The organism is Kocuria sp. (assembly GCF_030536815.1).
Classification (GTDB): Bacteria; Actinomycetota; Actinomycetes; order Actinomycetales; family Micrococcaceae; genus Kocuria; species Kocuria gwangalliensis.
This window is the reverse complement of sequence record NZ_JAUNPE010000137.1, coordinates 1-5,815: the sequence shown is the minus strand read 5'-3', so window position 1 is coordinate 5,815 and position 5,815 is coordinate 1. Positions and strand designations below refer to the sequence as shown.

5 protein-coding genes are annotated in these 5,815 nt (G+C 66.0%); all 5 read right to left on the bottom strand.

The annotated features are described in order from the left end of the window. Positions 1 to 452, bottom strand: a 452-nt coding sequence (locus Q4E95_RS10660; protein ID WP_303383288.1) for a 3-hydroxyacyl-CoA dehydrogenase family protein, incomplete at its 3' end; no start/stop codon positions are given. Between the two features lie 112 nt (positions 453 to 564). Continuing rightward, positions 565 to 1,743, bottom strand: coding sequence for an acyl-CoA dehydrogenase family protein (locus Q4E95_RS10655; RefSeq protein WP_303383287.1), 1,179 nt, complete (start codon positions 1,741 to 1,743; stop codon positions 565 to 567). 149 nt (positions 1,744 to 1,892) lie between these two features. Further along, positions 1,893 to 3,023, bottom strand: coding sequence for a CaiB/BaiF CoA-transferase family protein (locus Q4E95_RS10650; protein ID WP_303383289.1), 1,131 nt, complete (start codon positions 3,021 to 3,023; stop codon positions 1,893 to 1,895). Positions 3,024 to 3,205: 182 nt separating this feature from the next. Then, positions 3,206 to 4,435: a M20 family metallo-hydrolase gene (locus Q4E95_RS10645; protein WP_303383286.1), complete on the bottom strand. Its 1,230-nt coding sequence runs from the start codon at positions 4,433 to 4,435 to the stop codon at positions 3,206 to 3,208. Between the two features lie 57 nt (positions 4,436 to 4,492). Next, entirely contained in the window at positions 4,493 to 5,737 is a 1,245-nt protein-coding gene (locus tag Q4E95_RS10640) for an MFS transporter (RefSeq protein ID WP_303383285.1), read from the bottom strand. Between the last annotated feature and the right edge of the window lie 78 nt (positions 5,738 to 5,815).

The following is a 5,815-nucleotide window of genomic DNA, read 5'->3' as shown; positions in this document are numbered from 1 at the left end:
GCGGGGTTGAAGAAATGCATGTTGCACACCTGCTCCGCTCGCCCGCTGGCCTCGGCCACCTTGGACGACCCCAGGGTCGAGGAGTTGGTCGCGAGGATTGCGTGCTGCGGCGCCAGGGAACCCAGGGACTCGAAGATGCCGCGCTTGATGTCCAGGCGCTCGGTAGCGGCTTCGATCACGAAATCCGCGTTCGCGGCCGCGCGCTCGAGGTCCGTTTCCCACACCAGGTTGGCCAGAGCGGCGTCGGCGGTGGCTTGCTCGAGCTTGCCCTTGGCCACGCGGGACTCGGCCCAGCCGCGCATCTCGGCGGAGGCGGCGTCGAGCATGTCCTGGCTGATGTCCTGCACCGTGGTCCGGTACCCGGCCAGGGCTGCGGTCATCGCGATCTGGCGGCCCATGGCACCGGCGCCGATCACGGTGATCTTCTTGATGCTGTCGATGGTGATGCTCATGCGGAAGTCTCCCTCGAACTCGGACGCGGATTCGGACTCGGGCTCGAGCCCGGTCCTGAAACGGGGGCGCCCGCGACGGAATCCGCCGCGAGCGCCGAGTGGAACGTGTCGATCAGCGGAAGGCCGGCTCGCCGGTGAGGTACTGGCCGAGGATCAGGGTGTGGACCTCGTCGGTGCCCTCGTAGGTGCGCACGGACTCGAGATTGTTGGCGTGCCGCAACGGCGAGTACTCCAGGGTGATGCCGTTGCCGCCCAGGATGGTGCGAGCCTCGCGCGCGATCGCGATGGCCTCGCGGCAGTTGTTGAGCTTGCCCACCGAGATCTGGTGGTTCTGCAGCGTGCCGGCATCCTTCATGCGGCCGATCTGCAGCGCCAGCAGGAAGCCCTTGTTGATTTCCAGGGCCATGTCCACGAGCTTCTGCTGCGTGAGCTGATAACCGGCCAGGGGCTTGTCGAACTGCATGCGCTGCTTGGAGTAGTCCAGGGCAGCCTCGAAGGAATCGCGAGCCGCACCCATGGCACCCCAGATGATGCCGTAGCGGGCCTCGTTGAGGCACGAGAACGGGCCGCGCAGACCCTTGGCATCGGGAAGCATTGCGCTCGCCGGCAGGCGCACATCCGTCAGCTCGATCTCGCACTGGATGGACGCGCGCATCGACAGCTTGGGCTCAATGGGCGTGGCCTTGTAGCCGGCGGTGTCGGTGGGCACCACGAAACCGCGGATGCCGTCATCGGTCTGCGCCCAGATCACGGCCACCTTGGCCACGTTCGCCAGGCCGATCCAGCGCTTGGTGCCGTTGAGCACCCAGTCGTCGCCGTCGCGCTTGGCGTTGGTGGTCATCGAGGACGGGTCGGAGCCGGCGGTCGGCTCGGTCAGGCCGAAGCAACCGATTGCCTCACCGGCGGCCATCTGCGGCAGCCACTCCTGTTTCTGCTCCTCCGAACCCCACTTGTAAATGGCGCTCATGGCCAGCGAACCCTGAACCGACACGAACGTGCGCAGACCCGAATCCCCGGCCTCCAGCTCCGCGCCGGCCAGGCCGTACTCCACAGCCGACCGACCCGCGCAGCCGTAACCCTTGAGGTGCATGCCCAGCAGGCCCAACTTGGCCATTTCCGGCACGATCTCCAACGGGAACTCGCCGTCCGCGAACCACCGGGCAATGTTGGGCTTGATCTGCGCGTTCACGAATTCGCGAACGGTCTTGCGCAGCTCGAGCTCCTCGGCGGTGAGCAGGGAATCAAAACTAATCAGATCTGAGGGGTCCGTGGGCAGCTCTTGGGTGGTCATGGTGCTCCTTTGCATCATTGGTCATGCAGGTATGACAGGGGCCCGGAGCAGACGGCGGCCGCGCCCGATACGCATTTGTGACTCACGGTACGCGGACAGCGCCGCTCGCGAAACTTTACCCCGCCAGCCCCGACTCTTATATCGGTTGCCTAAGAAGTTCGTTGGAGCCACTCAACCACCGATTCCGTGTGTTCCCCGAGCTTCGGGGGCGCCACGGTGGGTGATTCAAGGGGCGGTTCCCAGGTCACCGGGTGCCGGAATTGGCGGCCCACGGTCTGCCCGGAGACGTCCTGAACGTCCACGGTGGGGTCGAGTCCGAGGTCTTCGGCCAGGGCCACACCGTCATCAATGCCGCCCACCTTGCCCGCGGGCAGCCCCGCGCCGGTGAATACGTCCGCCCAGTGCTGGGCGGTCTGTGCCGAGAGGGCTTCTTCGAGCAGGGGCACCAGGGTCTCGCGATGGGCCACGCGGGCGGAGTTGGTGGCAAAGCGCTCATCTTCGGCAAGACCGGGCACCCCGAGTGCCGCAGCCATGCGAGCAAACTGACCGTCGTTTCCGATGGTCACCGCAAGGGGCCCGTCCGAGCACTCCAACAACTGGTAGGGGACGATCGACGGGTGGTCGTTGCCCATGCGCGAGGGAACCTTGCCCGCACCCAAGTAGGCCTGACCCTGATTGACCAGTGCTCCCTGCAGGCTGGAGAGCAGGTTGATCTCCAAGTGGGCGCCGCGGCCATTGTTCCGTCGACGCGCCTCCAGAGCGGACAGCACCCCAATGGTCGTGTCCTTGGCGCACAACACGTCCACCAGGGCCACGCCCGCCTTGTAGGGAGAACCCTGGGCGGGGCCGGTGATGCTCATGAGCCCACCGACCGCCTGCACCAGGAAGTCGTAACCGGCCAGATGGCGGCCCCGGGCGGATCCGAACCCGGAGATCGAGGCGTAGACCAGTCCGGGGTTCTCGTCACGTAAATCCTCGTAACCCAGCCCCAGTTTGGCCAGCCCACCGGGTTTGAAGTTCTCGACCAGCACGTCCGCCTTGAGGGCCAACTTTCGCGCGAGCGCGAGGTCCTCGGGATCCGTAAGATCCAGGGCCACGGACTCCTTGTTGCGGTTGGCGGACTCGAAGTAGGTAGCTCCGGTGTCGGACCACGGCGGCCCCCAGCTGCGGGTGTCATCGCCCGCCCCGGGGCGTTCCACCTTGATGACGCGCGCGCCCAGATCCGCCAGTGTCATGGTGGCCAGCGGACCGGCGAGCACGCGCGAGAAATCGGCGACCAGAACGCCGTCGAGCGGGAGGGTGGTGCCGGGCTGTTCACCCGCCTGCCGCGTGGCGGTTTCCTGAGCGTGCGTGGGTTGGGACACTGGGCCTCCTTGCCGAGTTGTGGTTCACCCACACTCTAAGGGGCTGCGGGGACGCGCATAGCCCGCGCCTGCCGCGGCTCGGCCGGCGCGGCCCGCGTTCACGCCAACTCGCCCTGCGCCACCCGCGTCAGCACCCCGGTGAGCATGTCCAGTCCGGCAAGCATGTCCTGGTCGGAGGTGAATTCGTACTCGTTGTGCGTAATGCCCTTGTGCGACGGGACGAACAACATCACCGCGGGCATCACGTCTTTCACATTCGTGGAGTCGTGGCCGGCCAGCGTCATGATCCGCGTGTACGGCAGCCTCAGTTCCCGCACGACCTGCTCCGCGAGCACCACACCGTCCGGAGCGTACTCCTTCACGTCCCACGCGTTGCGGCTCAGCGTCTCGATCTCCACGTTCGCCTCCGACGCCGCCGTGGTGACCTCCCGCGCGAAGGCAGCGTCCGCGGCGTCGAGCCGGGCGGCGTCGGGGCTGCGCAGGTCGATCAGCAAGCGTGCCTCGCGCGCGACCGCGACGGGCGAATTGGGCAGGATCAGCAACTCACCGCACGATGTGATCACGTCGTGTTCGAATGCGATCCGGCGTGCCGCCGCAATCAACAAGGAGGCACCCAGCAGGGCATCCTTGCGGTCCTCGATCAGTGTGGCACCGGTGTGGGACTGCTCGCCGGTGACCAGGAATTCATACTTGCGCGCACCCCACGTGGCCTCCACCAGGCCAATGGTCTGCCCGTTCTCCTCCATGGACTTGCCCTGCTCGATGTGGATCTCCACGTACGCCGCCGCCTCGGGAATGCTCTCGGTGCCACGCTGGCCCAGGGTGTTGAGGGCGTCCCGCACGGTGACACCGTGGACGTCCTCGGTGGCCAGCGCGGTCTCCAGCTCGAGCTTGCCCGTGTACACCAGGCTGCCCATCATGGACGGCTTGAATCGGCAGCCTTCCTCGTTGAACCAGTTCACCACGCACAGGTTGTACGCCAGCTCCAGCTCCCCCGCCGACGCCGCTCGGTACAGTTCCGCGCACACGCTCGCCCCGGCGAGCACGCCGTAGGCGCCGTCGAACCGGCCGGCCCTGGGTTGGGAATCAAGGTGCGATCCGACCAGAACGTGCGGGGCGCCGGGGTGGAGTTCGAACGTGCCGAACTGGTTCCCGATCTCGTCGTAGTGCACCGTGGCACCGCGCGCCGCCAACCAGCCGGCGAACCACTGACGGTTCAGTCCGTCCGCGGCCGTGCCGGCCTGGCGTTCGACACCGCCGGAGTCCAGCCCGCCATTGCGGGACATGAGCTGAAAATCATGCAGGAATGACCGATGCAGTGCGGACATGAGCTCTCCCGGGTTAGGAACCAGTTGCGGTCATCGTACGCAGGGGGCGTCATTCGCTCAGCGAGCGGAACGGTTGTCGCCCCAGATCTTCTCGGTACCGCTGACCAGCAGGACACCGCAGCACATCCACACGGCCGCGGCGGGGCCCAGCGGAGCGGCGACCACACCGGCGAGCAACGGCAGCACCACCTGACCCAGTCTGTTGCCCATGAGCCGCACGGCCAGGGCGGAGCCACGCCAATTGGACGGCACGGACGTGGTGATCATGGTCATCGTCAACGGTTGTCCCAACCCCAGAAGAAAACCACCAATGGCCAAGAATGCGGCCGTGATCCAGAAATGCTCAAAGAACAAGGGCGGGATGATCAATGTGGTTCCCGCACCGAACAAGCACGTCAGCAGCAGGGCGCGCCGGGAGAAACGCCCGGACAGCCACGGCAAAAGTATTCGCGAGGCAATGGACGCCAAGCCTCTGACACCCAGCAGTACACCCACCACCGCGGGTGCCACACCCGCTTCTTCGCCAATGACCGGGAGGAACGCCGTGAGGATGTCCAGCATGGCCAGCAAGGACAGTGCCGCGAGCATGTGGGAACCCACGCGGGGGACCTTAAGCACTCCGAGCACCGTGGGCTTTTCCGCCGAGGCCTGGCCGATCTGGCCGGTGCGTGGTTGGCCGGGGAGCGACGTCGTCGATCTGGGTGGTGTGAACCGGAAGATCAAGAGCGGCACGGCGAAAAGCGACAGCGCGGTGCCTATCCACAGGGCCTGATTGACGTCAGCCAAGCGTTCTGCGGAATCGACCCCGGTGCTCCGACCCACCAACCAGCCACCCAACAAGGGTCCCATCATTTGCCCGGCGGAAAAGGCTGCGGTGAACCATCCGAACCCCTTGTCCAAATCACGATCTGCGGCATAGCGGGCAATAGCCGCCTGCCCGCCAATGGTGAAACATAAGTGGCCCATACCCAGCACCACGCTGGCGGCCACAATGGCCCACACCGTGGGAGAGGCTGCCAACAGTGCCCCACCGGCAACCAGCAGTCCCACCCCGGTCAGCGTCAGGAGTTTCAATTGCGGGGCCCGATCCGAGTACCGACCGAGCCACACGGCGGTAAAAAGCGGAACCAGGGCATAGGCCGCTGTGGTGAGACCAATGGTCACGGAGTCCGCATGCAGCGCGAGCAGCTTGTAGGAGGTGACCGGGCGTAACAGGTTCACCGTGGACTGGGTGAGCACCGCGCAGGCCACCAAGAGCCACAGCCACACCGCTGAACCAGAACCGCGGGTGGAATCAATCACCGGTACCCACCCATTTCCTGCACCTACCGGTCACGACACCCGGCCCGGCCATGATCAACCGCGGATCCGCTCCCTGAT

What these genes read in the sequence shown, in the direction of transcription:
- Q4E95_RS10655 (WP_303383287.1), bottom strand. Translation starts at nt 1,743, where the DNA reads ATGACCACCCAAGAGCTGCCCACGGACCCCTCAGATCTGATTAGTTTT.
- Q4E95_RS10645 (WP_303383286.1), bottom strand. Translation starts at nt 4,435, where the DNA reads ATGTCCGCACTGCATCGGTCATTCCTGCATGATTTTCAGCTCATGTCC.